General features: G+C 66.9%; 27 protein-coding genes and 1 tRNA gene. 11 read left to right on the top strand and 17 right to left on the bottom strand.

The features are described 5' to 3' along the window. Positions 1-108: 108 nt before the first annotated feature. Positions 109-181: transfer RNA gene (locus V0Z78_RS02265), tRNA-His, on the bottom strand. A gap of 227 nt (positions 182-408) precedes the next feature. Here V0Z78_RS02265 and V0Z78_RS02270 point away from each other — a divergent pair. Together V0Z78_RS02270 and V0Z78_RS02275 are read left to right on the top strand one after the other, a co-directional pair. Then, the gene (locus V0Z78_RS02270; RefSeq protein ID WP_336342996.1) at positions 409-984 is read left to right on the top strand and encodes a cupredoxin domain-containing protein; all 576 of its coding nucleotides are present in this window, start codon (positions 409-411) and stop codon (positions 982-984) included. 45 nt (positions 985-1,029) lie between these two features. Beyond that, positions 1,030-1,485 carry a DUF5814 domain-containing protein gene (locus tag V0Z78_RS02275; protein WP_336342997.1) on the top strand — a complete coding sequence of 152 codons (456 nt, stop codon included), beginning with the start codon at positions 1,030-1,032 and terminating at the stop codon, positions 1,483-1,485. On the opposite strand, the gene V0Z78_RS02280 is transcribed toward V0Z78_RS02275, so the two are convergent. The 6 genes from V0Z78_RS02280 to V0Z78_RS02305 form a co-directional block, all read right to left on the bottom strand. Further along, positions 1,482-1,892: a ribbon-helix-helix protein, CopG family gene (locus tag V0Z78_RS02280; protein ID WP_336342998.1), complete on the bottom strand. Its 411-nt coding sequence runs from the start codon at positions 1,890-1,892 to the stop codon at positions 1,482-1,484. The genes V0Z78_RS02275 and V0Z78_RS02280 overlap by 4 nt on opposite strands. 51 nt (positions 1,893-1,943) lie before the next feature. Further along, complete coding sequence (locus tag V0Z78_RS02285) at positions 1,944-2,186, bottom strand: hypothetical protein (protein ID WP_336342999.1); 243 nt, start codon at positions 2,184-2,186, stop codon at positions 1,944-1,946. A gap of 95 nt (positions 2,187-2,281) precedes the next feature. Continuing rightward, positions 2,282-2,875, bottom strand: coding sequence for an RPA family protein (locus V0Z78_RS02290; protein ID WP_336343000.1), 594 nt, complete (start codon positions 2,873-2,875; stop codon positions 2,282-2,284). Next, positions 2,876-3,805 carry a replication factor A gene (locus V0Z78_RS02295; protein WP_336343001.1) on the bottom strand — a complete coding sequence of 310 codons (930 nt, stop codon included), beginning with the start codon at positions 3,803-3,805 and terminating at the stop codon, positions 2,876-2,878. It abuts the gene before it with no gap. 103 nt (positions 3,806-3,908) lie between these two features. After that, positions 3,909-4,679: a superoxide dismutase gene (locus tag V0Z78_RS02300; protein WP_336343002.1), complete on the bottom strand. Its 771-nt coding sequence runs from the start codon at positions 4,677-4,679 to the stop codon at positions 3,909-3,911. Between the two features lies 1 nt (position 4,680). After that, entirely contained in the window at positions 4,681-5,319 is a 639-nt protein-coding gene (locus V0Z78_RS02305) for a superoxide dismutase (protein ID WP_336343003.1), read from the bottom strand. A gap of 106 nt (positions 5,320-5,425) precedes the next feature. Here V0Z78_RS02305 and V0Z78_RS02310 point away from each other — a divergent pair, with 106 nt between their 5' ends. Beyond that, the gene (locus V0Z78_RS02310) at positions 5,426-5,710 is read left to right on the top strand and encodes a DUF7091 family protein (RefSeq protein WP_336343004.1); all 285 of its coding nucleotides are present in this window, start codon (positions 5,426-5,428) and stop codon (positions 5,708-5,710) included. A gap of 97 nt (positions 5,711-5,807) precedes the next feature. Here V0Z78_RS02310 and V0Z78_RS02315 read toward each other — a convergent pair whose 3' ends face one another. From V0Z78_RS02315 to V0Z78_RS02325, 3 genes are all read right to left on the bottom strand, one after another. Continuing rightward, positions 5,808-6,290, bottom strand: a complete 483-nt coding sequence (locus V0Z78_RS02315) for a Tfx family DNA-binding protein (protein ID WP_336343005.1) — start codon at positions 6,288-6,290, stop codon at positions 5,808-5,810. Between the two features lie 53 nt (positions 6,291-6,343). After that, complete coding sequence (locus V0Z78_RS02320) at positions 6,344-6,811, bottom strand: TRAM domain-containing protein (protein WP_336343006.1); 468 nt, start codon at positions 6,809-6,811, stop codon at positions 6,344-6,346. Between the two features lie 247 nt (positions 6,812-7,058). Continuing rightward, positions 7,059-8,051: a radical SAM protein gene (locus V0Z78_RS02325; RefSeq protein WP_336343007.1), complete on the bottom strand. Its 993-nt coding sequence runs from the start codon at positions 8,049-8,051 to the stop codon at positions 7,059-7,061. 157 nt (positions 8,052-8,208) lie between these two features. Here V0Z78_RS02325 and V0Z78_RS02330 point away from each other — a divergent pair, with 157 nt between their 5' ends. The 3 genes from V0Z78_RS02330 (at position 8,209) to V0Z78_RS02340 (ending at position 10,019) form a co-directional block, all read left to right on the top strand. After that, complete coding sequence (locus V0Z78_RS02330; RefSeq protein WP_336343008.1) at positions 8,209-9,294, top strand: DUF373 family protein; 1,086 nt, start codon at positions 8,209-8,211, stop codon at positions 9,292-9,294. A 180-nt stretch (positions 9,295-9,474) separates the two neighbouring features. Continuing rightward, positions 9,475-9,741: a hypothetical protein gene (locus tag V0Z78_RS02335; RefSeq protein WP_336343009.1), complete on the top strand. Its 267-nt coding sequence runs from the start codon at positions 9,475-9,477 to the stop codon at positions 9,739-9,741. Then, entirely contained in the window at positions 9,738-10,019 is a 282-nt protein-coding gene (locus V0Z78_RS02340) for a hypothetical protein (protein ID WP_336343010.1), read from the top strand. The genes V0Z78_RS02335 and V0Z78_RS02340 overlap by 4 nt, the downstream gene beginning before the upstream one ends. A 474-nt stretch (positions 10,020-10,493) precedes the next feature. Here V0Z78_RS02340 and V0Z78_RS02345 read toward each other — a convergent pair whose 3' ends face one another. Beyond that, positions 10,494-11,336 (bottom strand): polyprenyl synthetase family protein, encoded by an 843-nt coding sequence (locus V0Z78_RS02345; RefSeq protein ID WP_336343011.1) that lies wholly within the window; start codon positions 11,334-11,336, stop codon positions 10,494-10,496. Positions 11,337-11,432: 96 nt separating this feature from the next. Between V0Z78_RS02345 and V0Z78_RS02350 the strand changes: the two genes are divergently transcribed. Both V0Z78_RS02350 and V0Z78_RS02355 read left to right on the top strand, forming a co-directional pair. Further along, the gene (locus V0Z78_RS02350; RefSeq protein WP_336343012.1) at positions 11,433-12,191 is read left to right on the top strand and encodes a YqjF family protein; all 759 of its coding nucleotides are present in this window, start codon (positions 11,433-11,435) and stop codon (positions 12,189-12,191) included. Positions 12,192-12,391: 200 nt separating this feature from the next. Beyond that, positions 12,392-12,721 (top strand): hypothetical protein, encoded by a 330-nt coding sequence (locus V0Z78_RS02355; protein ID WP_336343013.1) that lies wholly within the window; start codon positions 12,392-12,394, stop codon positions 12,719-12,721. Between the two features lie 3 nt (positions 12,722-12,724). Here the strand turns inward: V0Z78_RS02355 and V0Z78_RS02360 are convergent, their stop codons facing one another. The 5 genes from V0Z78_RS02360 to V0Z78_RS02380 form a co-directional block, all read right to left on the bottom strand. Then, on the bottom strand, positions 12,725-13,537 hold the full coding sequence (locus V0Z78_RS02360) for an alpha/beta fold hydrolase (RefSeq protein WP_336343014.1): 813 nt from the start codon (positions 13,535-13,537) through the stop codon (positions 12,725-12,727). A gap of 118 nt (positions 13,538-13,655) precedes the next feature. After that, on the bottom strand, positions 13,656-14,285 hold the full coding sequence (locus V0Z78_RS02365) for a hypothetical protein (protein WP_336343015.1): 630 nt from the start codon (positions 14,283-14,285) through the stop codon (positions 13,656-13,658). Between the two features lie 151 nt (positions 14,286-14,436). Then, on the bottom strand, positions 14,437-15,396 hold the full coding sequence (locus tag V0Z78_RS02370) for an electron transfer flavoprotein subunit alpha/FixB family protein (protein ID WP_336343016.1): 960 nt from the start codon (positions 15,394-15,396) through the stop codon (positions 14,437-14,439). Then, the gene (locus V0Z78_RS02375) at positions 15,393-16,184 is read right to left on the bottom strand and encodes an electron transfer flavoprotein subunit beta/FixA family protein (RefSeq protein WP_336343017.1); all 792 of its coding nucleotides are present in this window, start codon (positions 16,182-16,184) and stop codon (positions 15,393-15,395) included. Before V0Z78_RS02375 ends, V0Z78_RS02370 begins: the two co-directional genes overlap by 4 nt. A gap of 42 nt (positions 16,185-16,226) precedes the next feature. Next, a complete protein-coding gene (locus V0Z78_RS02380; RefSeq protein WP_336343018.1) occupies positions 16,227-17,324 on the bottom strand; it encodes a helix-turn-helix transcriptional regulator in 1,098 nt (365 codons plus the stop codon). Between the two features lie 135 nt (positions 17,325-17,459). Between V0Z78_RS02380 and V0Z78_RS02385 the strand changes: the two genes are divergently transcribed. Together V0Z78_RS02385 and V0Z78_RS02390 are read left to right on the top strand one after the other, a co-directional pair. After that, positions 17,460-18,698, top strand: coding sequence for a DUF7096 domain-containing protein (locus tag V0Z78_RS02385; RefSeq protein WP_336343019.1), 1,239 nt, complete (start codon positions 17,460-17,462; stop codon positions 18,696-18,698). Between the two features lie 22 nt (positions 18,699-18,720). Further along, positions 18,721-19,179 carry a type IV pilin gene (locus tag V0Z78_RS02390; RefSeq protein ID WP_336343020.1) on the top strand — a complete coding sequence of 153 codons (459 nt, stop codon included), beginning with the start codon at positions 18,721-18,723 and terminating at the stop codon, positions 19,177-19,179. 21 nt (positions 19,180-19,200) lie between these two features. On the opposite strand, the gene V0Z78_RS02395 is transcribed toward V0Z78_RS02390, so the two are convergent. Further along, positions 19,201-19,821, bottom strand: a complete 621-nt coding sequence (locus V0Z78_RS02395) for a methyltransferase domain-containing protein (protein ID WP_336343021.1) — start codon at positions 19,819-19,821, stop codon at positions 19,201-19,203. A 97-nt stretch (positions 19,822-19,918) separates the two neighbouring features. Between V0Z78_RS02395 and V0Z78_RS02400 the strand changes: the two genes are divergently transcribed. Beyond that, entirely contained in the window at positions 19,919-20,770 is an 852-nt protein-coding gene (locus V0Z78_RS02400) for an SDR family oxidoreductase (protein ID WP_336343022.1), read from the top strand. Positions 20,771-20,886: the final 116 nt, after the last annotated feature.

A 20,886-nucleotide genomic window follows, 5' to 3' on the forward strand; every position in this document is an offset into this window, starting at 1 on the left:
GTGCGAGAATTGAACCTCGGTCGCGTCACTCACTTCGTTCGTTTCGCTCCCTGCTTCAATTCTTTCCGGTCGGACTTTTCGCTCCTCACGTCCGTTCGTCGCGAAAAGGTCCAGGTGCGAGAATTGAACCCGCGTCTCAGCCTCCACAAGGCTGAAGGATGGGCCACTACCCCAACCCGGACACGTTCCTCCATAGTCGCCGTACGGCTAAAATACGTTACGACTCCCCCGCAGGGTGTGTGTTCGTGTCAGTGTCACGCGCCGAGATGAGCATCGGTGGAATGATTGGTTCGCTTCCGGTAACCCCGCTCGAATGTCCCACCGATCGACGCGACGAGACACGCCCCGACGAACCGCGAGTCCTGGCGATACGGCCGCTTCCCCGTCGAAAGCCGAGGAGGATAACCGATGAGGGAGACCCTCAGTAGACGGCGATTCGTCGAGGCGGCAGGCGCGGCAAGCATCTTCGCGCTCGCGGGCTGTACCGATAGCGAAAACGGCGGCGACGGCGGCGAGAACGCCAGCGACGGTGAGGACGGGAACGGTACCAACGAGACCAACGAGACCAACGAGAGCGACGGTCTCGGCGGCGACGGGAACGAGAGTAACGAGAGCGACGACGAAACCGGGAACGAGTCCAACGAGACGGACGACGAGCAGACCCAAGCCATTCGCCTCGGTGCCGAGACGGCGGGATGGCAGGGCCAGGCGCCCAACGACATCGAGGATGAGACGAACCCCACCATCTCGCTCCAGGCCGGAACGACCTACGACCTCACCTGGGAGAACCTCGACGGTGAGGAGCACGAACTCATCGCCGAGGACGCCGACGGAAACGAGATCGCGGCGTCGGACGAGTCCGAACAGGAGGGTGAGACGGTCTCGATGACGCTCGAGATCACCCAGGAGATGGCCGGTCGGTCGGGAACCTACTACTGCGAGTACCATCCGGAGGCGATGCGCGGCGAGTTCTCCGTCGAATAGCGCACCCGGAGGCTTTTGTAATCCGGACGCGTACGACCTGATACTGTGGCGATCACGGACAAGATCTACCTCAAGAACCACCGTCAGCTCGCCTCACAGCTCGATACGAACCTCCCGAAGGGTGCGTTCAAAGGAGCGACGCTGGACCTCCTCTTCCAGGGCGAGGGCCTCGAGAAGCTCGACGACGCCTCCCAGCAACGCGTACTCGACTTCACCCAGGACTTCCTCGACTGCGACTGTCAGGACAACCCCTACTGTGGCTGTGCCGAGCGGAAGTTCATGCGGTATCTCCTCGAACTCCGTGCCGACGGACTCGGCCCCGAGGCGATCGTCGACGTGATGACCGACGACTACATGCTGTACGCCTACCCCGGCGACGTCCTCTCGTTTCTCGACGATTCGGTCAGAACGCTCGAGGCGATCGAGTCGCTCGCATCGGTCGAGGGCAGCGGTGAGGCAGAGCGGCAGGCGGCCCGGCGAAAACAGGAGCTCTCGGGCTAGCCCAGCCGGTAGGGCTCCTCACCCTTCCCGTTCTCGCGATCGATCTCCTCGAGGTGGACGATCTCGTCGATGTCGTCACCCTCGTCGATGCGTCGGCGGAGGTTCGTGATGTAGCGCTTGTGCTCGTCGAGCTGTTCGCGGAGGTGTTCGGCCTCGAGTTCGAGTCGCTCGTGTTCGCGGACGAAGCTCTTCGGTACCTCGACCTTTGGCGGGAAGTCGTCGGTCGTCTCACCGTCGAGTTCGTGTTCGGGGACGACACGCACCTGACCGTCGTGGGCAACCAACAGGTCGACGTAGTCGCGAAACACCGCCGAAAGCGAGATGTCGCGCTCTTCCGCGATCTCCCGGAGCGTCTCGAAGGCGTCCTCGTTGACGCGAAAGGAGATCGTCTTGTTCTTGTTGCCCATCCGTCGGTAGTTGTTTCCGATCGTACTTAACGGTTCGTCAGACGTCGGTCCTCAGTCCGACGTCACGGCGTTATGACCGTTTCGCTCGGTCCGGTCGTTCGTCCGGGACGGCACTCGGTCGGCGTACTCGTCGAGCGTGTGGTCGTTACGCGCCTTCGACGACGTCTCGGTTTCGGCTCCGCCATCGGACGGGACGCCCATCGCGGCGTACACCGCTCGCCAGCCGGCACTGGGAGACGTCCGCTCTTCGGTTCGGTCGATACGTTCTTGTCTTCGGCTTGTATCGGTGGTCATGGGCTTCGGATACGGCCCTGTTCGGGTGCTGGAACCACCCGGGCGTCTTCGGTTCCGACGACTGTCGGGCCGCTGTTTTCGAAAACGGTGCGCGGCTACGCCGTCGCTTCCGCGTCGGCCTCGGTCTCGTCGAGACTCTCGAGCGCGGTCAGCAGTTCGCGGTGATAGTTCTCGATCGGGAGGTCGTACTCCTCGCGGGCCATCTCGGCGTACTCGTTGGTCTCGTCGTCGAACCGGTCGATGCGTTCGAGCGTTCGGTTCGCGGTCTCGACGACCCACCGATCGCGCGTCGCGGCATCGACCTCGGTGATCGACTCGGGCCGTAGCGAGACGTTGATCGAACCGTCGTCGGTCTCGTAGGTACGGGGCTTCCCGACGACGGCGACGTACGTGGGCGGCTCGGCCTCCCGGAGGAAGTTCGTCGCCTCGGGCTGGTACTGGCCGGCGTAGACGAAGAACGTCCCCGTCGGATCGACCACGCGGCCCTGCCAGTACTCGCTCTCCTCGCCGACGTCGGTCTTCTCGGTCAGCGTGCCGACGACGAACACGCGGTTCGCACGTTCGCCGGTCGGGAGCAGCAGGTAGAGCGGCGCTCGTTCGTCGTCCGATTCCTTGAACGTGTAACTGGCGTCGTTGAACTCGCGTGCGAAGACGCGCTGGGCCAGTTCTCGGGTGGGTGCTTGACTCATTTAGATCGACCTCGCTTTGATCAGCGTCTCCTCCGCATCCGCCGGTCCGCCGAGTTCCTCGACCTCGTCGGCGAGCACGTAGCGGCCGAACGTCGGTCCGGTCACGCGGTAGTACTGACCGAGGATCTTCGCACGGATCTCGTCGGCGACGACCGTCGTATCGAGCGCGTCCATTGCCATCTGTTTGGCCTCCGCGAGGTCGATTCCGGCGACGTCCTCGGTCGCCTCCTGATTGAAGATGACCTCCTGGACCTCACGGCCGTCGTCGAGCACGCCCTTGATCCGCAGGTCGAACTCGCCGTCGACCTCGCCGTGTTCCGAGCACCGGCCGTTCTGGAGGACGCGCGTACAGCCCTCCTCGGGACAGCGCTTGATCAGTCCGGATCCGGACTGGATGTCGACGAGCGCGCCCTCGATCTCCGTCGTGTCGTCGCCGACCTCGAGTTCCTCGTCGAGTTCGGTGATGGTCGTCGTTCGGTTGAGCTTCACCGAGTACTGACCCTGGTACTCGTCCGTGACGACGTTCTCGAGCCGGTAGACCGAGCCCTCCTCGAGCTCCGGCAGCTCCGATTTCGCCCACTTGGTGAACTTCATCCGCCCCGAGGGGTCGCCGAGCAGGCCTACCTGGGCGATCGAGTCGCTGCGTGGCTCCCAGAGGTCGATCACCTTCGCCGTCAGGTCGACCCACTGTTCGGCAGCGTCGATCTCGGCGAGCTCGACCTCGGCGTTCCCACCGCGGCCGAGCTCGTCACGGTCCATGTCGGCCTCGTCGAGGTAGTGGTTCGTTACGCTTCGTCGGGCCTCCTCGGCGGGGATCTTGTACTCGCTAACGAGGGTGTCGAGTCGAGCTTCGACCTCGTCGACGTCGACGTCGAGGTGCTCCGAGAACTGGTCCGCTATCGCTTCCGCTTCTTGTCGCAGGTCTGTCATGGTCTCACTGTCTCCGCTTCGTTTTCCAATGGGAGACATACGGTGGTTGGAGCCCGATGGTATAAAAAGTTCCGCGAGCGTGGTGAAAGTGAAACGACGGGGCTTACCAGTACGCCTTCGCGGCCTTGAAGCGCGCGGCGACGTCGTCCCAGTCGACGACGTCCCACCAGGCGTCGACGTATTCCCCCCGTCGGTTCTCGTACTGGAGGTAGTAGGCGTGCTCCCAGACGTCGAGCCCCAGCAGCGGCGTTGCGTTCTGGTGAGCGAGGCGGTTCTGGCTCTCGACCTGGCCGACGATCAGCTGATCGGCCACCGGTTCGTAGAACAGCCAGGCCCAGCCGTTGCTCTCGACGGCCTTGGCCGCCTCGCTGAACTCCTCGCGAAACCGCTCGACCGAACCGAACTCCTCGATCAACCGCTGGCAGAGCGTTCCTTGAGGATCGCCGCCGCCGTCGGGACTCATGTTCCGCCAGAAGATCGAGTGGTTGACGTGACCCGAGAGATTGAACGAGAGGTCGCGCTTCGCACGTTTGATCCCCTCGAAATCGTCGGATTCGCGCAGCCCCTGGAGCCGTTCGAGGGCGTCGTTCGTCCCGTCGACGTAGCCCCGGTGGTGCGCCGAGTGGTGCAGTTCCATGATCCGGGCGTCGATCGTCGGTTCGAGCGCGTCGTACGCGTACGGCAGGTCGGGAAGCGTGTACTCGCCCGCCTCGTACGACCCATCGAGGCCGGCGTCCGACCCCGGTTCCTTCTCGTCCCCGCTCGCGCCGACGCCCTGAACGCCCGCACCTGCGAGCGCGCCGGCGCCGGCGAGGCCGAGCCCCTGCAGGACCCGGCGTCGGTCGAGTTCGATGATCGGGATGTCCCGGCTCATCTCACTCGTCCCGTTCGTCTGAGTCTCCGTGGTCGTCCTCGACGCGGGCTCGGGCCTCGTCGTAGCGCGCGCTCACGTCGTCCCAGTCGACGACGTCCCACCACGACTCGACGTACTCGCCGCGTTCGTTCTCGTACTGGAGGTAGTAGGCGTGTTCCCAGACGTCGAGCCCCAGCAGCGGCGTCGCACCCTGATGGGCGAGGCGGTTCTGGCTCTCGACCTGGCCGACGATGAGTCGGTCGCCGACGGGCTCGTAGAACAGCCAGGCCCAGCCGTTGCTCTCGACGGCCTTAGCCGCCTCGCCGAACTCGCTTCGGAAGTCGTCGAACGAGCCGAACCCCTCAGCGATCGCGTCCGCGAGCTCGCCGCCGGGTTCGCCGCCGCCGTCGGGACTCATGTTCTGCCAGAAGATCGAGTGGTTCACGTGACCCGAGAGGTTGAACGAGAGATCGCGCTTGGCGTGCTTGATCCCCTCGAAATCACCCGACTCACGCATCCCTTCCAGCTCGTCGAGGGCGGCGTTGGCGCCGTCGACGTAGCCCTGGTGGTGCGCCGAGTGGTGCAGTTCCATGATGCGGGCGTCGATCGTCGGTTCGAGCGCGTCGTACGCGTACGGCAGGTCGGGTAGTTCGTAGACCATCTCCTCCGATTTCGATGGCTCGCCACTTGGAGGCACACACCTGCACATGAAAGGGGAGGTGATTCGAGGGCGACGGGTCTTTGTACGCCGATCCGCTACCGACGACATGGTCGATCGGCGACGCGTGAACCGGTTTCTGCGCTCGAAGATCCGGGAGGCGGGTCGGCAGTACGAGCGGGCCCGTGGCTCCTCTCGGAACGGTCGTGGCGCCGACCGCGAGGGACCTCCACGTGATGAGTCCGGTCGCGTGAGGATCGTCTGCCGGCGCTACGCGGAGAAACGCGCCGTTATGCTCGACGAGGAGGACCGCCCGGCCTGTTTCGATGCCGATCACCCCGATTGTGAGGGTTGCGTCGAGGACCTCCACGCCGACACGATCGAGACCTGGTAGTCCCCTACGCCGACGAGGAGTCGGGTGTTTCGACGCGTTCCCATCGGCGCCCTCGTCCCGTTCGACACCGCCGTCGTGGTGCGGGTCGACCGAAACGCTACTCGACCCTCGAGCGGCGGACCTGGACGCTCCCGTCGACGGTGACGCCGACGAGCAGGTCGCGCTTGACCGCGCGCCCGCTGATCGCGTCGCCGGCGGCGTCGCTGACCGACTTCATCAGTTCGGGCGCGGTCTGGTTCACCTTCACGCCCGCGTCGTCGCAGGCCGCGTACACTCTTGATGGGATGTCGTAGAGATCGGTGCCCGCCTCGACCTCCACGCGGACGGGTGCGTCGAGCGCCTCGGCGAACGCGACCGTCTCCCGCGCCTTCTCGACGTTCGTGCGTGCGCTTGCTTCGATGCTCGAGACGTTCGCCCGGGACGTGCCGAGCCGGGTGGCGATGGTCGTCTGTGCGACGCCACGCTCCCGCAGCGCGAGCACCTCCGCCTGTCGGCGGGTCAGGACGTTCGTCTCCGCCTCGAAGCCGACCTTCTCGAGGATCGATTCGGCGTCGAGGTCGTCGGCGCTCGGGTCGTCCATGACTGTCCGTTCTCACGTGGGGGGGTCGGCTGGATAAATGTCGCGTCCGCTCGCTACGAGCCCCAGAAGTTGTCGCGACTGCCCAGTCGCTCGCGGGCCGGCCGGCTCGGCTGCTCGTTCGACTCGTCGTCCCCGTCGTCCTCGGTTCCCTCGACCTCCTCGTCCGACGTCTCGTCGTCCGCCTCGTCCATCGGCAGACGTTCGAGTTCGTCCGCACGGGCGTGGTTCGATCGAACTTGCGAGATCTTCACGCGGGCGCGGGCGTCGGGCAGGATGCCGTCGACCAGCACGATGAAGCCGTCGTCGGTCCGTCCGACTCCGGCGCCGCTCTCGTGGATGTCGGTGACGTCGACGACGACCTCCTCGCCCGGCTGGACCGGCTGTCCCTTGAGATCGCGGATCGGCTGGCTGTAGTGGTTGCACCACTCGGCACCCCCCCGATCCCCGTAGTGTTGACACCCCATGCCCGAGATCCGCTCGGAGTAGCTCGGGCACTCGTCCGCGAGTGGACAGTCCGACATGTGCCCTAGTTGCCGAGCAGTGGTCTAAACGCTTGCGAACCGATTTCTCGTTGCCTCCGTTCTCCCGCGCTGAACCTGCAACCGGAACCGTGAGTCGTCACGCCAGCGGCGAGCGTTCGACCACCCTGCCGTCCGACCTCTTTCGGTACGGGATCGCAGAGCGACCCGCTCACCGGAAAACGTCGACGAAAAGCCGCCTACGCTAACGGCGTTCGCTCGCGGAAAAACCCGCACCAAAAACGGCTGATCATGCCAGCGGCGTTCGTTCGACGACGGTACCGTCGTAGGTCGGATACTGCTCGACGATCTCGCCGTTCGCGACGTCGCCCTCCTCGACCATCTCCTCGAGGAGCCACCACGCCAGTTCGACGTGCTCGGACTTCGCCGTGTAGAACTCCTCGGGGACGCCGAGTTCGCGAAGCCGCGTCTCGGGTTCGCGGGTCTTCCCGTAGACGAGCGTGCCGTCGTCGGTGATCTCGTCGAACTCTCGTCTGACGGTTCGGGCCATCCGCTTGAGCCGGTTTCGGTGCTGGGCTGCGTCCTTGAACACGCTCGTACAGAAGTAGACCTTCGGGTGATCGCCCATCTCCTCGAGGATCGCCTTCGAGCCCTCGACAGCGCTCATGTGGCCGTCCTCGAGCTCGTAGCCCTCCTCCTGCATCCGGCGGTAGTTGCCGTCGCTCATCTCGAACTGGTTGACGTTACAGAACTCGGCAGCCCCCTCGTCGAGGAAGTCGAGGAACTCGCTCTCGGAACGGATCCCGGGGATCTCGAACGCCGGCGTCAGTCCCTCCTCGCGGGCGACGTAGAGGATCTCCTCCCACTCGGTACCGTGGAGTTCGCCCCACTGCTCGAACGGCGGGTGGAAGCGGATCTCGTCGAGACCCGCCTCCGAGAGCCGGCGCATGTTCTCACGGCCGCCGGTGATTCCGGTGTAGAGGTGGGTGTGGTGGTCGTCGCCGAACTCCTCCTTCAGCAGGCGGAGATACCGGCAGGTCCGGTTCATCGCCTCCTGGGGCTCGCCTCCCGTGATCGAGGTCCCGAGCGCCTCCATCCGTCTCGCCTCCTCGAGGACGTCATCGTCGGTCTCGACGGGCCGCTCGTTCGCGTACACCTGGGTGACGTTCTTGCGGTTCTCCCCCAGGGGACAGTAGAAGCAGTCGCGCTGGTCGCAGTAGCCGTAGACGAACAGTACCATCTTGCCGCCCTTGGCGCACTGCTCACAGCCCTTCGAGATCATTTCGTACCGGACGAACGGTCCCGACCGACAAAAGACGTGCGGGATCGATCGACGCTCGCGATCGCCGGCGCCGTTCGCTCGTCCCGTCCCGCCCGGTCCGGCGCCGAAGAGCCGAGAGCCCGAAGGTCCTTATCCGACCGCCGCGTAGACCCGATCGATGTTGCTGGTGTTGTGCGTCGACCTCGACGACGACGTCGGCCGCAAGACCGACTTCGAGACGCCGGTGGTCGGTCGCGGAAACGTCGAGGCGGCCGCCGTCGCGCTCGCGACCGCGGATCCCGAGGATTCGGACGTGAACGTCCTCTTTCAGGGCGTCCACCTCCACGACGACCTCGCCGGCGAGGGCGAGACCGTCGAGGTCGCCGCCATCACCGGCAACGAGAAGGCCGACGTGAGCGCCAACCGGGAGGTCGGCGCGGAGCTCGATCGCGTGCTCGCCGGCCTCGCGACCGGCGAGTCGGTCTCAGCGATCGTCGTCACCGACGGCGCGCAGGACGAGAGCGTCGTCCCCGTGATCCGCTCGCGGGTGCCCGTCGACGGCGTCCGGCGGGTGGTCGTCCGCCAGGCACAGGACCTCGAGTCGATGTACTACACGATCAAGCAGGTACTGAACGACCCCGAGACGCGGGGGACGATACTCGTTCCCCTGGGAATCCTGCTGTTGATCTACCCCCTCGTCGCCGTCGCGAACCTACTCGGTCTTCCGGGAAGCGTCTTCGGGATGCTCTCGGCGCTCCTCGGTCTCTACGTCCTCTTCCGGGGGCTCGGTCTCGAGGAGACCGTCGACGAGTACGCCGAACGCGGCCGACAGCTGCTCTACACCGGCCGAGTGACGCTCATCACCTACGTCGTCGCCGCCGCCCTGCTTTTCATCGGCGGTGTCGGCGGGATCGAGGCCGTCGAGGAGGTGCGAACGGAGATGGATCCGAGCGCGCTCGAGATCATCGCGGCGCTCGTCTACGGCGCAGTCCAGTGGTTCGCCGCCGCCGGGATCACCTCTAGCCTCGGCCAGATAACCGACGAGTACCTCGCCGATCGCTTCGAGTGGCGCTATCTCAACGCGCCGTTCTACGTCGTCTCGATCGCGGTCGTCCTCTACGCGGTGAGCGCGTTCGTCCTCGGCTACCAGACGCTGCCGTACGTCGCCGTCGCGCTCACCGTCGGCACGCTGCTCGGGCTGGTGAGCACGCTCACATTCGCCATCGCGGAGTCGCGCTTCGAGCGCCGAGCGGAGCCGACGTGAACGCGAACTACCAATACTAAACGTCCGATCCCGTAGCCACGGACCATGGACGAACTGACGCCGAGCGAGACCGTCCTGCTCAACGGCGAGCGATTCGCCGAGAAACGTCTCGTCGGAAACGTCCGTCTCCTCCACGCGGATTGAACGGTCGCCGCGGACCGGCTGGGAACGGCGATTCTGATGGCGGCGTTCCTCTCGAACGAGGAGAGGGACGCGATCCGGTTCGAGACGGGCGAACTATCGCGCTGGTTCGGGCTCCGATCGCGGACGGCCCTGTTCGTCGAGCACGCCGGGGAAGCTCCGTCCTGGCCCCGATTTACCTTCGAGTGGGCGATCCCGGCGTTCCTCGAGGAGATCCAGTATCAGGAGGGCCCCGATGGGTACTCGTCGCCGCCCTCGTCGACGCGTTCTTCGACGGGGGTCGGGAGGACCCCTGGAAGTACGTGATCGATAGCGCCAAGGACGGGTTGGCGGATCGGGGCCTTCTCGAACGTCGGCCGAAACGGGTGTTCCGATTGCAGACGGGGAGGATCGATTACGTGCTACCCGATGCGACCGCGGAGCTCGCGGCCGAACACTCCCCGGAGGACGTCGAGCGGCTGTTCAGTGCCACCGAGACGTCCCGTCCGGAGCTCTGGGAGCTCCTCCGCTGGGAGATCGATCGCGCCGTTTCGGCACGACGTACCACGGATCCAGGTCCCTACTACGGCGGCGACCACTGGTGATCTCTCGTACTGCTAACGGCCGGTGACGGCAGCACCGATCGCGAGAAATGGCTCTGCGGGGTTGACGGTGGATGGTGTGATCGGTCGATCTCTAGACCCGCCCGCGTTTCCGGTTTGTAGCTCTCGAGCGCCCAGGTGCGGGTTCGCCGATGGCTGAACGGACGGACCCACCGGCCGCCGCGCGAAGCTCCGTTACCATCAGCCGGACGGCGAGATCGTCCGAACGTCCGCCCTCGCGGTCGTCTTCGCCTTCCCGTCCGTGTCCATGTCCGCGTTCCGTGATCCGAGTAGTACGGTTGGGGCAGCGACACTCCGGCGTCGGTGCGCGCTCGCGGACGATCCAATACGCCATCGGTCGGACAGAACAACAGTGACTCCCTATCGGGCGGACTGTCAGGGACCGGAACGGATCGAGGTGTCACGCGAACGTAGGACATCGAATCGGATACCGCTGCTGGACGCCTCTGAACCGGACTACCGTTCTCGGATGACGACGAACTCGGCGAGATCTCGGAGGTACTCGTACGCCTGCTCGTCCTCGACGTCGATCCGGGAGAGCGCGTCCAGCGCGGCATCGCTCTCCTCGTGCGCGCGTTCGTTCGCCTCCTCGGGGCTGAGGTCGGTCACCTGCAACAGCGAGGGTCGATCCATCTCGTCGTCCTGGCCCGTCGGTTTGCCGAGCTCCTCGGAGTCCGCCGTCGCGTCGAGCACGTCGTCGCGGATCTGGAAGGCGATACCGACCCGCTCGGCGTACTCGCCGACGGCCTCGACGATCACCCCATCGGCGTCGGCGGCGATCGCGCCCAGCTCCGCCGCGGCACGAAACAGCGCGCCGGTCTTGCGCCGGGCGAGCTCCATGTACTCGCCCTCCGTCTCCGGCTGGGCGACCAGCTCGGTCGCCTCGCCCTCGCCGAGCTCGACCATCGCCTCGGTGACCGTCTGCATCGCGCGCGGATCCGCCGAGAAGAGCGCGAACGCCTCGCCGAGCTGGGCGTCGCTGTCGATGATCGCCGGCCCGTAGCCGAACGTCGCCCACGCGCTCCCGACGCCCCGGCGCATCGCCGAGCGGTCGATGACGTCGTCGACCACCAGCGAGGCGTTGTGGACCAGTTCGATCCCGACGCCGAAGTCGACGGCGTCCTCGGGTTCGCCGCCGATCGCCTCACAGACCAGCACCGTGATCGTCGGTCGCACCCGCTTGCCCCCCGAGAGGGCGGTGTGGCGCACCTCCTCGGCCAGTCGATCCGGCTCGAGCTCGTCGAGGACGGCCTCCAGCCGGTCGTCGACGAGCCCCCGACGACGCTCGAGATACTCCATTACCGGAAACTCGGGCCGTTCGAGGCAAGTAGGTGACGAAACGGCGGCGATCGAACCGACGTCGGGAGTTAACCGGTCCGGACGCGTACGCCGTCCATGGCCGTATCCCTCCCGCTCGCGTTCGGGTGGGGACATCTCCTGTTCGCGAACTGGCCGATCGACGCCGACCGCCTCGATTCACACCTCCCCGACGCGTTGTCCGTCCAGACGTACGACGGCGTCGGCTGGCTGACCGTCGTCCCCTTCGTCAACGTCGACACCCGCCCCCGCGGGCTCCCCGCGTGGACCGCGTTCGACGTCCCCGAACTCAACCTGCGGACGTACGTCACCCACGAGGGCGAACCCGGGGTCTACTTCTTCAGTCTCGACGCACGGAGCGTCGCGACCGTCCTCAGCGCGCGTCTGTTCCATCGACTCCCGTACTACTACGCCCGGATGGACTGGCGGTGGACGGGCGAGCGCGTCGAGTTCGCGAGCCGACGGTTCCACCCCGGCGACCGTCCGGCGCGCTTCGAGGCGACCTACGGACCGGCCGGCGACCCCTTCACGCCCGAACCCGGCTCGCGCGCCGCGTTCCTCACCGAGCGCCGGCGCCTCTACACCCAGGGGACCGACGGTACCGTCCGCCACACCGATATCGATCACGAGCCGTGGACGCTCCATCCGGCGACGACGTCGATTGCCGAGAACACGCTCCTCGAGGCCAGCGGGTTCGACCGTCCGAACGTCGATCCCGTCTGTTACTACAGCCCCGGCCTCGACGTCGTCACGGCCCGAAGCAAGCGCCGGGGACGAAGCGACGGGGTTCTGGGCCGGGTGGCCGCGGCCCGCGATCGGATCGGCACCCGGCGGTGAGACGTCCATGAGACCGGACCGGACGGGCCTTCGGCGGATCACCGGCTCGGTCAGGGGAGGAGAACGCGCCGACGTCTTCGGTACCGTCTCCGCGCCCGTGCTCGACGTGAGGCTGTCGATACGCAAACCGGTCGAATACGCCGCTTGCGCCCCGCTCCGCCCCTACCAGAACCTCGCGAGGACTTCGCCCGGCGGGCCGAGTGGGCGGTCGGCGGGATGGACGTACCCGGGGGGACCTACCGGGGGATCGTCGAGAAGCCGTTCGAGGGAACCGGCTGATCGAGAACGAGCTGTTCGGCGGCGGCGAGCGCGTCGACCTTGACGCCATCGAGGTGCCGGTGGTGCTGGTCGTCGGTGCGGAGGACGGCTTCGTCCCGCCCGGGGCGTACGAGCCGTTCCTCGATCGCGTTCCGAGCGAGGACGCGGCGACCATCGAGTTCCCGACGACACACGTCGGGCTGTCGGTCGCTCCCGAGGTCCACCAGGAGGGCTGGCCGGCGGTGTGCGACTGGCTCGAAGCACGTTCCTGAGCGTCACCGACCGTCGAGAAACGCCAATATCCGCCGCTCGAACGTCGGCTTGTGGGTGTGGAACGCGCCGTGTCTGGCCCCCTGAATCACGTGAAGCTCCGCGTCCGGAATCGCCTCGGCCGTCTCCTCGAGGATCGCGGGCGGGAAGAACGGGTCGTTCTCGCCGCCGATGACGAGCGTCGGCGCGCGGATCCCGCCGACGCTTCGTCGACCGTCGTAGTCGAGCAGCGCCTCGATCGAGATCCAGGCGTCCGAGGGGACTGCCGGCGTCGGCAACGTGAACCGACCGACCGATGCCGTCATCGACGGATAGACCATCCGTCGCCAGTCGCTGAACATTCCGGCGGCGATGGCCGCGCGGATCGCCTGCCAGTCGTGATCGTACGCGCGCCGTCGCATCTCGTCGACGCGTTCGCGAGCGCCCTCCGCGATCCGGGTCCCCGTGACCCCGAGGACGAGTTCGTCGACGAGGGTGGGGTGTTCGACCGCGAGCTGCTGGGCGATGCAACCACCCATCGAGAGGCCCCAGACCGCTGCCGTCCCGATTTCCTCCTCGAGAACGCGTGCGTAGTCGTCGGCCATGTCCCGGATCGTCTTCCCCGCCTCGAGTCCGCGGGGTCGGCTGATCACGTAGACGGTGTAGTCGTCGGTGAACCGATGGTAGTACCGCCCGAGGAGGTGGACGGCGAGCCGTGGGTAGTTCCCGTCAAACAGCGGATCGGTCGCGCCGGGCAGGACGACGAGCGGCCGGGAGCCGTCACCCAGGCGAACGTACGGGAACTCGTCTAGAAGCCATCCCGACTCTCCCCGAGCCATGACGCGTACCGAGACGGGTCGTCGACAAAAGCCTACCGTCGATCGACCGTCGTACCCCTCACGTGATACGAAAACGTCCGTTCTAAACCTCAAAACCCGAAACCCTTCAAACCCGAATTCAGGCCGGAACCGCCGACGGCTCCTCGATCGTCGTGTCCGTGCTGAGCAGGTCGTACCCGATCAACGCCCAGACGGCACAGACCGGGCCGGCGAACAGCACGATATCGAGGACGGGTACGCCGATCATGACTCCCAGGATCATCCCGGGACCGACGGCGGTCATCAGCCCTGCGATCGCCCGGGAGACGATCTCGGTCCGCAGGAGTTCGATGCCCAACACGAGCGATCCGAGCGTGAAGAGGAGCATCATGCTGGGGGCGGCGATCATCTCGCCGATCATGGCGACGTCTCCGAGACCGGCGAGGCCGGCGAGTGCCGCGAAGCCGAACCCGAGAGCAGTACCGGCTAACCCGAGACTTACCGCGCCCGCGCCGACCTTCACCAGACGGTCGTCGGTGCGCATCACCAGTGCCGCGAATCCAAGCGATCCGAGGAACAGCAAGCCCCACGCGAGCGAGAGACTGCCATAGCTCAGGAAGAATCCGAGCGTGCCGGGGACGTCGATGGTCCCGTCGATGCCGCGATACCGAGCGACTTCGTGTCCGATCAGGCTGATCGCGAGCGCGATCGAACCCGCGATGGCCGCCATACCCGCCCGGTTGATCCGGGTCGTCGTTCGAGCGTTCACTCCGAGAGACCGTACGTTAATCGTCATTAGCTGTATCCGACTCTGGCCAGCAGAATCACGTTCTTAATGGTTCCGCACGGCAATAAACATAGATGGAGCGGTGCTAGCACGGGTTCCCCGACGAGGACGATGGTCTATTCGAACGCCTCGGTCACCTCTCGAACTCCTCGATCAACGCCGGCACCACGTCGAAGAGGTCCTCGACGATGCCGTAGTCGGCGATGTCGAAGATCGGCGCGTTCGGATCGGTGTTGATCGCGATGATCGTCTCGCTCCCCTTCATGCCGGCGACGTGCTGGACCGCACCGGAGATCCCGATCGCGATGTAGATCTTCGGGGTGACGGTCTTACCCGACTGGCCGACCTGTCGGTTCTTCTCGAGCCAGCCGCTGTCGACGATCGGTCGCGAGGCCGAGAGCGTCGCGTCGAGCGCGTCGGCGAGCTCCTCGACGAGTTCGAGGTTCTCCTCCTCGTCGATGCCCCGACCCACGCTCACGAGCACCTCGGCGTCCGCGATGTCGACGTCGCCGCCGCCGACCTCCTCGAACGCCCTGACCGTCGAGCGGACGGCGCTCTCGTCGATCGACGCGTCGCGCTCGCGGATCTCCGGATCGCCCGAATCGTCGGCGCTTGGCCACTCGCCGCCGCGGATCATCACCACGGTGCGCTCGGCGTCGACCTCGACGGTGGTCTCGACCTTCGATCCGTACATCTCGCGGGTCGTCGAGAGCGCCTCACCGTCGAACGAGGCGTCCGTCACGTCGCTCACCAGCGGGCGTCCCAGCCGGTTCGCGAGCGCGGGGCCGTAGTCGAGCCCGTTGACGCTGTTCGGGACGAGCACTACACCGGGATCGATCTCCTCGACGAGCCCCTCGGCGATTTGGGTGTAGACGTCGTGGTTGAACTCCTCGCCGTTGGAGACGGCGTGGATCACGTCGACGCCCTCCTTCGAGAGCAGCCGAGTGAACTCCTCGAGGTGACCGCCGATCACTGCGAGGTGGAGCTCGCCGTCCGTCTCCTCCGCGAGCTCGCGCCCGGCGGTGATCAGCTCGTAGCTCACGTCGCGCAGCGTTCCGCGGCGGTGTTCGGCGATCGCGAGGACGTCCGTCATTCCGCGCCCACCCCCTTCTCGCGCAGGACGCTCGCGAGCTGGACGGCCGCGTCCTCCGGGCCGCCCTGGATGATCGTCGCGTCGCTCTCGACCTCGGGTTCGTACATCTCCGTCAGCCGAAGCCGGCTCTCGACCGCCGACGCGTCGAGTCCGAGGTCCGCGAGTGACGTCGCGGCGATCTCCTTCTGCTGGGCCTGGCGGATCCCCCGCAGGCTCGCGTAGCGGGGGTCGTTGATCCCCGTCTGGATCGTGAGTACGGCAGGCAGTTCGACGTCGGTGAGCTCCTCGACGCCGCCCTCGAGTTCGCGACGAACGCTCGCGACTCCGTCCTCGAAGTCGTGATCGAGGCCGTTGACGACCGCGGCCCACTCGACGCCGATGGCGTCCGCGAGCGCTACCCCGGTCGCGCTGAACATGTCGTCGCTGGCCTGGACCCCCGTTAGGACGAGGTCGGGCTCCTCCCGCTCGACGACGGCCTCGAGGATCCGCGTCTTGGCGGCGACGTCGAGCAGGGTATCCTCGAACGACTCGTCCCAGATCCGGATCGCCCTGTCGGCCCCCTTCGCGAGCGCCATCCGGATCGTCTCCTCGCTTCGCTCGGGACCGATCGTGACGGCGACGACCTCGTCTGCAACCCCCTCCTCCGCGAGCTGGACGCCCTCCTCGATGGCGTAGTCGTCCCACTCGTTCAGGTCGTACTCGAGGTATCGCTCGTCGATAGCCGATCCGTCGATCTCGAAGTCCTCCTCGACGGTCGCCACCTCCGCGACGGTCACGAGAACCTTCATGACCGACCTTCTCGACCAGGGGTGCTAAACGTTTCCGAAGCCTCAGTCCCCGTTCTCCTCCTCGACGAGGGTGATGAGGTTCTCCCGACCGATGCGTAGCTTCTCGATCCGTCCCTCGTCGGCCATCGACGACAGCAGCTGTGAGACCTTCGCGTTCGACCAGTCGGTCTCGGCGACGATGCTCGCCTGCTTCATCCGCCCGCCGTTGGCCTCGAGCAGGCGGACCACCCGCTCCTCGTCGGAGAGCAGCTCCGGATCGATCCCGCCGAACGGGTCGTCGGGCTCCGTCGGCGGTTCGGGTGCGGGCTCCGGCTCCGATTCCGGCGGATCGGACGTCTCCTCGCCGCCGTCCCCCGCGGTGGGGAGCAGCGCCTCCCAGCCGCGTTCTCCGCGCTCCTGTCGTCCGGCGGCGGCCGTCCGGCGTCGCGAGAGCAGGTAGACCAGCAGCACGATCGCGGCCACGAGTGCGATCCCGATCCCCACCGTGAGCACCGAGATCCCGGTTCGGCTGCTCGGAACCAACGTCGCGTTCGGCTCGCCCGGCTCGAACTGCCGCGGTCCCTCCCAGATCAGCGTGCCGTTGTCGACCGACGCGTCGGGGTTCGCGCCGTCCACGGCGTACTCCTCCGGGGCGTGAATGACGAGGCGCTGGCCGTCCGAGAGCGAGGGGAGCCACTGCTCGCCGTCGATCACGAAGACGTCACCGACCTCGAGTCGGTCCTCCGGGGTGGCGGCGAAGCCGGTCCACCGGAATCGTAACTCGAGCCTGCCAGCGTTCTCGCCGCTCTCGCTCTCGCGAGCGACGTCCTCGATCGCCATCTCGCGGCCGGCGTTCTCGCTCGCCGCCTCCGCGATCCGCTCGAAGACGGTCGCCGAGAGCTCCCGGTCGGCGTCGCCGCTCTCGAACTCCTGGGCGAGACGATCGAACGCCTCGCGGTCCTCCTCGGACTCGAACGCGAACCGCTGTGAGACCGAGACGATCGCATCGCCGTCCGCCTGGAGGCGGATCTCGATGGTCTGGCCGACGGCGCCCTCCGCCTCGACGCCGTCCTGTGCCGCCACCGGCGCCGAGACGACGCCCGTCGCGCCGCTCGCGACCAGCAGACAGAGGATCCAGACGGCGACGACGGGCATCCGCATCGAGTAGCAGTGACGTCCGGGGGGAGAAAATGCTTTCCATGCTAAGTGAACTCCCCTACAAGGATACCCCGTCGCCCGCGGGCCGATTCTCGTCGCCGGTTCGTTTTTATAGTATGAACATCTGATGGAATCTATATGAACTACGCGCTCCCGCTGGCGCTGGCAGCCCTTCTGGTCTGCTCGTTGCCCGCGGCGGCGTTCCCGGGGGGGCCGCTCCACCCACAGCCGGGCGATTCGAGTCCCGCGCTGGAGGACGGCGACTGGCTCGCACCGGCGGGCGACGACGTCGCGAGCGGCAGCGGGCACGTCGCCATCGACGCGAGCGCGACCCTCGCCGCCGACGCCTCCGGACTGGAGTCGCGCTACGACGAACACCGCCTCGACGTGCGTCTCGAACGGGCGGGATCGGACGCGGAACGCCGGGCGATCGTCCGCGAGGAGACCAAGGAGCTGGAGCGGGCCGTCGTCCGGCTCCGCGAACGCGAGCGCGACGCCTATCGCGCCTACCACGCCGGCGAGATCGACGAGCGGGGGCTTGCGGTCGAACTCGCTGCGGTCCACTCGAACGCCGTCGACCTCCAGCGGTCCGTCTCGTCGCTCTCGGATCACGTCGGGAGCGTCGCCGGAATCGAGCGCGGGAGCGAGTTCGAGGCGATGGCGGTCGAGACCGAGACGATGCAGGGGCCGGTCCGCGAGCGGCTCGCCGGCGCGCTCCGCGGCGAGATCGACTCGACCCGCGTCCACGTCGAGGCGGACGACAGCGACGTCGTCCTCGCAACCGTCGAGGACGACTACTTCTACCGGGAGGCCTACCGGGCGGACGCCCGCGATCCGGCGGCGGAACCCCACCTCCACAGCCTCGGCGAGTCGGAGGAGCGCATCGCCGAGCTCTACCCCGAGGTCTTCCCTGCGGCCCGCTGGAGCTACAGCGAGGTCGGCTACGGCACCTACCGGGGCGTCGGCACGTACACCGAGGGGACGATCGCCGTCTACCTCGATCGTGCGACGACGGACGTGTATCGCGAGTATTTGGAGCTTCGGCTCGACGGCGTCGAGACCGCATCCCTCGGAAACGAGACCGAGGACGGGGCTCGCCTGAGCGTCGAGGGGACGGCTCCCGGCGGTCCCGCGGTCGTCTCGCTGACGAACGCCGAGACCGACGCGCCCCTCTCCGGCGTCGTCTCGCTCGACGGCCAGCGTCTCGGGAGCACCGACGACGAGGGCGAACTGTGGCTCGTCCTTCCCCACGAGCCGACGACGATCACCGTCTCCGTCGGCTCGACGACGATCGAGTTGACGGTCGACGGGACGGCGGCCGGGGAGCGTGCGTCGGAGGGCCGGATAGCACCCCGTACCGAGCGCGGAGGTTTATAGCCGAGACCGGCCCAACCGGGTCGTGGATCGTGCGCTCTCCCCGGTCGTCGGCGTCGCGCTCCTGACGGCGTGTGTGGTCGTGCTCTGCGGCGTCGTCGGGACGATGGTGCTCGCCTACGAGCCGTTCGAGTCGGCCTCGCCGGTCCTCGTCGGCGCGACGGTCGACGCCGATGCCGACGAGATCACCCTCACGCTCGAACGCGGCGGCCCCCTCGACGTTCGAGAGCTCTCGCTTCTCGTCGAGGTCGACGGCGAGCCGCTCGCGCACCAGCCACCCGTACCGTTCGTCGGCGCGACCGGGTTCTCGACGCCGTCGGGGCCGTTCAACGCCGCGGCGGACCCCCACTGGGAGCGCGGCGAGAGCGCCGTCCTTCCGATCGCCGGGACGAACGGTCCGCTCCCCGAACCCGGCAGCAGGCTGACGATCCGGCTGTTCGAGAACGAGCTTCCGATCGCGGTCGTCGAGACGAGCGCCGACTGATCTCCGTCGTCGGGCGGCCGGTCACTCTGGGACGCGTGCGACGGTGGTGATCGCGACGTCGGGGTCGTAGGAGGGGCCCATCAGGCGGTGTTCGACGTCGTCGAAGCCGGCCTCGGCGAACATCCGGTCGGCCTCGCGGTCGTCGTAGAAGAGCATGATCGCGTCGGCGAGTCGCTGCATGAGGCCGGTCTTGGGGTAGTTCGGACCGACGACGAGCACCTGGCCGTCCGGCCTCGCGACGCGGCGCAGCTCTCGGAGGGTCGCGACGGGGTCGGGCCAGTACTCGATCGAGCCCGACGACCAGACGACGTCGAACGAGTCGTCCTTGAACGGGAGGCGTTCGGCGTCGCCGAGGTAGAACCGGACGGGGTCGTGTTTGCCGAGCTTCGCCCACGCCTTCTCCATCTGGTGGCGGCTCTGATCCAGCCCGTGAACCCGGCTCGTGTGTTCGAGCAGGCCCTCGGTGGCGAAGCCGGTGCCACAGCCGACGTCGAGCACGCGGTCGTCGTCGTCGATCTCCAGCATCGAGAGCGCCTCCCCGCGCATGCGCTCGTTCCAGACGAACGGGTTGATCCGGTCGTACACCTTCGAGAGGTATTTGTAGAACAGCCGGGCGCGAGCCTTGTCCTCGAGGATTCCCATCGGTTCGCGTTCGGGGCCCCGTTCATATAATCCCTCCACCTTCGACGCGATCCACGTCACCGAAATACACACCATCGGGGCGGGCGTGAGATCGACCATGGCAAACGAGATCCAACCGGCGGAGCTCGACCGCGAGTCGATCCTGACGCTCGAGGACCCCCGGTTCTCGTCCGATCGGGTCGCGATCGTCACCGGCGCCGGCTCGGGCATCGGTCGGGCGACGGCGCTCGCGCTCGTCCACAACGGGCTCACGGTCGTCGCGACCGACGTCGACGGGGAGGGCCTCGAGGAGACCGAGGAACGCAAGGAGGAGCTCGGCCTCCGGGGGGAGATCGAGACCGTCGAGGCCGATCTGACCGACGACGCGGACGTCGCGGCGATCGTCGAGGCCGCAGCGGGGCTCGGCGAGGTGACCTATCTCGCGAACATCGCGGGGTTCCAGCACGTCGCGCCGCTCGAGGAGTTCCCCGTCGAGACGTACGACGCGATGCAGCGGGTGATGGTGCGCGCGCCGATGCTGCTCGCGAAGCACTGTCTCCCCCACATGCGCGGCGGCGAGGAGCCCGCCGGGGTCGTCGCCAACATGTGTTCGATCCACGGCCACTACGTGACCCGCGACAAGGTGGGCTACAACACGGCGAAGTTCGCGCTCCGCGGGCTGACCCAGTCGATCGCCGCGGAGGGCGAGGGCGACGTCCGCTCCTTCTCGCTCTCGACGTCCTACGTGAAGACGCCGCTGGTCGTGAACCAGATCGCCGATACCGCCCAGCAGCGGGACATCTCGGAGCGCGAGGTCGTCGAAAAGGTGATGCTCGAGGAGGCACGAACCAAGGAGCTGATGGATCCCATCGAGGCGGCGAACGCGTTCGTGTTCGGCTTCTCGGAGCACGCGCGCTTCCTCAACGGCGCCGACCTGCTGTTCGACGGCGGCTACACGCTGACCTACTGACGACGCCGGTCGTCCCTCGTCTCCGGCGGTGTGCGCCATCGTGGAAGTGCACGACCCGCCGTAAACGCCCTGCTTCGTAAGTACCTTATAGCCCCTCGAGCAAACTTCCGCCTGAT

The sequence above is a fragment of the Halalkalicoccus sp. CG83 genome, assembly GCF_037081715.1.
Classification (GTDB): Archaea; Halobacteriota; Halobacteria; order Halobacteriales; family Halalkalicoccaceae; genus Halalkalicoccus; species Halalkalicoccus ordinarius.

Bases quoted from the DNA above. Each gene is read 5' to 3' on its own strand.
- V0Z78_RS02380 (WP_336343018.1), bottom strand. From the start codon at position 17,324: ATGCGGATGCCCGTCGTCGCCGTCTGGATCCTCTGTCTGCTGGTCGCG.
- V0Z78_RS02400 (WP_336343022.1), top strand. From the start codon at position 19,919: ATGGCAAACGAGATCCAACCGGCGGAGCTCGACCGCGAGTCGATCCTG.
- V0Z78_RS02330 (WP_336343008.1), top strand. From the start codon at position 8,209: ATGTTGCTGGTGTTGTGCGTCGACCTCGACGACGACGTCGGCCGCAAG.
- V0Z78_RS02270 (WP_336342996.1), top strand. From the start codon at position 409: ATGAGGGAGACCCTCAGTAGACGGCGATTCGTCGAGGCGGCAGGCGCG.
- V0Z78_RS02325 (WP_336343007.1), bottom strand. From the start codon at position 8,051: ATGATCTCGAAGGGCTGTGAGCAGTGCGCCAAGGGCGGCAAGATGGTA.
- V0Z78_RS02385 (WP_336343019.1), top strand. From the start codon at position 17,460: ATGAACTACGCGCTCCCGCTGGCGCTGGCAGCCCTTCTGGTCTGCTCG.
- V0Z78_RS02350 (WP_336343012.1), top strand. From the start codon at position 11,433: ATGGCCGTATCCCTCCCGCTCGCGTTCGGGTGGGGACATCTCCTGTTC.
- V0Z78_RS02280 (WP_336342998.1), bottom strand. From the start codon at position 1,892: ATGGGCAACAAGAACAAGACGATCTCCTTTCGCGTCAACGAGGACGCC.
- V0Z78_RS02290 (WP_336343000.1), bottom strand. From the start codon at position 2,875: ATGAGTCAAGCACCCACCCGAGAACTGGCCCAGCGCGTCTTCGCACGC.
- V0Z78_RS02295 (WP_336343001.1), bottom strand. From the start codon at position 3,805: ATGACAGACCTGCGACAAGAAGCGGAAGCGATAGCGGACCAGTTCTCG.
- V0Z78_RS02315 (WP_336343005.1), bottom strand. From the start codon at position 6,290: ATGGACGACCCGAGCGCCGACGACCTCGACGCCGAATCGATCCTCGAG.
- V0Z78_RS02285 (WP_336342999.1), bottom strand. From the start codon at position 2,186: ATGACCACCGATACAAGCCGAAGACAAGAACGTATCGACCGAACCGAA.
- V0Z78_RS02370 (WP_336343016.1), bottom strand. From the start codon at position 15,396: ATGACGGACGTCCTCGCGATCGCCGAACACCGCCGCGGAACGCTGCGC.
- V0Z78_RS02360 (WP_336343014.1), bottom strand. From the start codon at position 13,537: ATGGCTCGGGGAGAGTCGGGATGGCTTCTAGACGAGTTCCCGTACGTT.
- V0Z78_RS02320 (WP_336343006.1), bottom strand. From the start codon at position 6,811: ATGTCGGACTGTCCACTCGCGGACGAGTGCCCGAGCTACTCCGAGCGG.
- V0Z78_RS02335 (WP_336343009.1), top strand. From the start codon at position 9,475: ATGGCGGCGTTCCTCTCGAACGAGGAGAGGGACGCGATCCGGTTCGAG.
- V0Z78_RS02345 (WP_336343011.1), bottom strand. From the start codon at position 11,336: ATGGAGTATCTCGAGCGTCGTCGGGGGCTCGTCGACGACCGGCTGGAG.
- V0Z78_RS02305 (WP_336343003.1), bottom strand. From the start codon at position 5,319: ATGGTCTACGAACTACCCGACCTGCCGTACGCGTACGACGCGCTCGAA.
- V0Z78_RS02310 (WP_336343004.1), top strand. From the start codon at position 5,426: ATGGTCGATCGGCGACGCGTGAACCGGTTTCTGCGCTCGAAGATCCGG.
- V0Z78_RS02375 (WP_336343017.1), bottom strand. From the start codon at position 16,184: ATGAAGGTTCTCGTGACCGTCGCGGAGGTGGCGACCGTCGAGGAGGAC.
- V0Z78_RS02395 (WP_336343021.1), bottom strand. From the start codon at position 19,821: ATGGGAATCCTCGAGGACAAGGCTCGCGCCCGGCTGTTCTACAAATAC.
- V0Z78_RS02300 (WP_336343002.1), bottom strand. From the start codon at position 4,679: ATGAGCCGGGACATCCCGATCATCGAACTCGACCGACGCCGGGTCCTG.